The following is a 1,787-nucleotide window of genomic DNA, read 5'->3' as shown; positions in this document are numbered from 1 at the left end:
TTCAACAAACTCCTCATCTGATAACAATTTCATTATATTCTCATATAAATTATCGTCACTATGTATTGATGAATAATCATTTATTGTTTTTTCTGGTATTTCAAGAGACAAATATTCATCTATCAATACATTTCCAACATTGCTTTCTTGTAATAATTTCTTCCCGGCATTTAGTTTTTCCATAAACTGTGTTGCCCCTTCTTTTAAATTTTCACTTTCTCTAATGTTTGATATCATAGGATTCTTTATAATAGCCTCCAATAATGATCTTGTCCTTAACCTTTGAATTATAGAATCCTTTATCTGGACCTTTTCATATTTTTGTTCATCTGATGATAACGTATTCCATGCTCCTGCATCAGAATTATCTAGATAAATTTCATCATAACTATAACCACCAATTGTTATTTCTGACTTTCCCTTCGCTTCTGCAACACATATATTCGTTGCAGGTATTAATTGATTGATGCACAACAGTCCTGTGAGACCCATAATAAAAACTCTTTTTTTCATTTCTTTTCCTCCCTAATCTTAATATTTCATTTTACATTAGATAAAAAAACTTTACATTTTCCAGTTTTACTTTCCGGGTATATATTGTTTTCATAAATAATATTACAAATACACTCGTTTCCTATGCGGTTATGTAAGTCATAACATATCTCTTCTACAATTTCTCTTTTCAAATCTTCGGTGCAATCTTCTTTATTTAAAACGATATAATATGTAAATTTATCATACGCTTCTTGAACAATCCTATATTGCAAAATACAGCCCTCATATTTATAGTTGAGTCTATGAATACTCTGCATAAGTGTATAAGAATGTACTTTTTCCCCTTTCGGAAGTTTTATAACATCATTTTCTCTTCCCTCGTAAAGATCGATGACATCTCCACATCTTCCGCATTTGCATTTAACCCCCCGCCGAATACATCCCCGATCATCAAGCTTATACCTTATAAACGGCATAGCGTAATTACTAAGTGACGTTACATATAAATTCTGTCCTTTATTTTCCAGATATACATTGCGTGTCATTACATGCATATTCCCTTCTGGACATTCGTACGCAATAGAATTAACCTCCTTTGTGCCATACTGATTCGCTGTTATACAACAAAACGTGTCTTCTACACATTTTCTTACTTCTTCTCTTAAAAATTCTCCCGTAAATTCAATGTATCTTATTTCTTTCCAGATCCCATATTTCTTGGCCAACTCGCATAATACAAGTGAAATTCCTGGCTGCAATATCATCCACTCCGGCTTATACTGCTTGATTTTTTTATATATTTCTGACAAATTACCATCATACAGGCATTTTCTCGATATTGCTAACTTGGTATCTGATTCGACATAGTCATCATTACCGATATCTGCCGGAAAAAAGTAACACATTTTTTGTTTTGGTGATACTTTATAATATTTCCATCGCAAAAGCCACAACTCAAGCATAGACTTTTTATCATCGACCTTGTCCCAGTAAATTTCATAAAGAAGCCCTGAACTTCCACTGGTTCTTGTCCATTTTAATTGATTAGAAAGATATTTTCCCATATATTTTGACGACAGCAACGATCTCCCTGATTCTATCATTTGCTTTTTTTCAATAATTGGTAATTTTTTTATATCAAAAACTATATTATTTATTAACCCTTGATAAAAAGGAACCGTTTCATACGCATGATAAATCATTTCATTTAATATATTATTATTTTCTATTGTTATCCCTCCTTGCTTACAACCATTATATACCTGTTATTCTTTTACCTTCAAAAGTACGAT

The 1,787-nt window shown here is 31.6% G+C and carries 2 protein-coding genes; both read right to left on the bottom strand.

Translation table 11 applies throughout. The features are described from left to right. Window positions 1-513: hypothetical protein (locus H8704_RS14000; protein WP_249298672.1), on the bottom strand; the 513-nt coding region annotated here is incomplete at its 3' end. A gap of 26 nt (window positions 514-539) precedes the next feature. Then, a complete protein-coding gene (locus H8704_RS13995) occupies window positions 540-1,697 on the bottom strand; it encodes a phenylacetate--CoA ligase family protein (protein WP_249298671.1) in 1,158 nt (385 codons plus the stop codon). Window positions 1,698-1,787: the final 90 nt, after the last annotated feature.

Origin of the sequence: Jutongia huaianensis (assembly GCF_014384985.1) — a bacterium.
Taxonomy (GTDB): domain Bacteria; phylum Bacillota; class Clostridia; order Lachnospirales; family Lachnospiraceae; genus Jutongia; species Jutongia huaianensis.
This window is presented reverse-complemented; position numbering and strand designations above follow the sequence as displayed.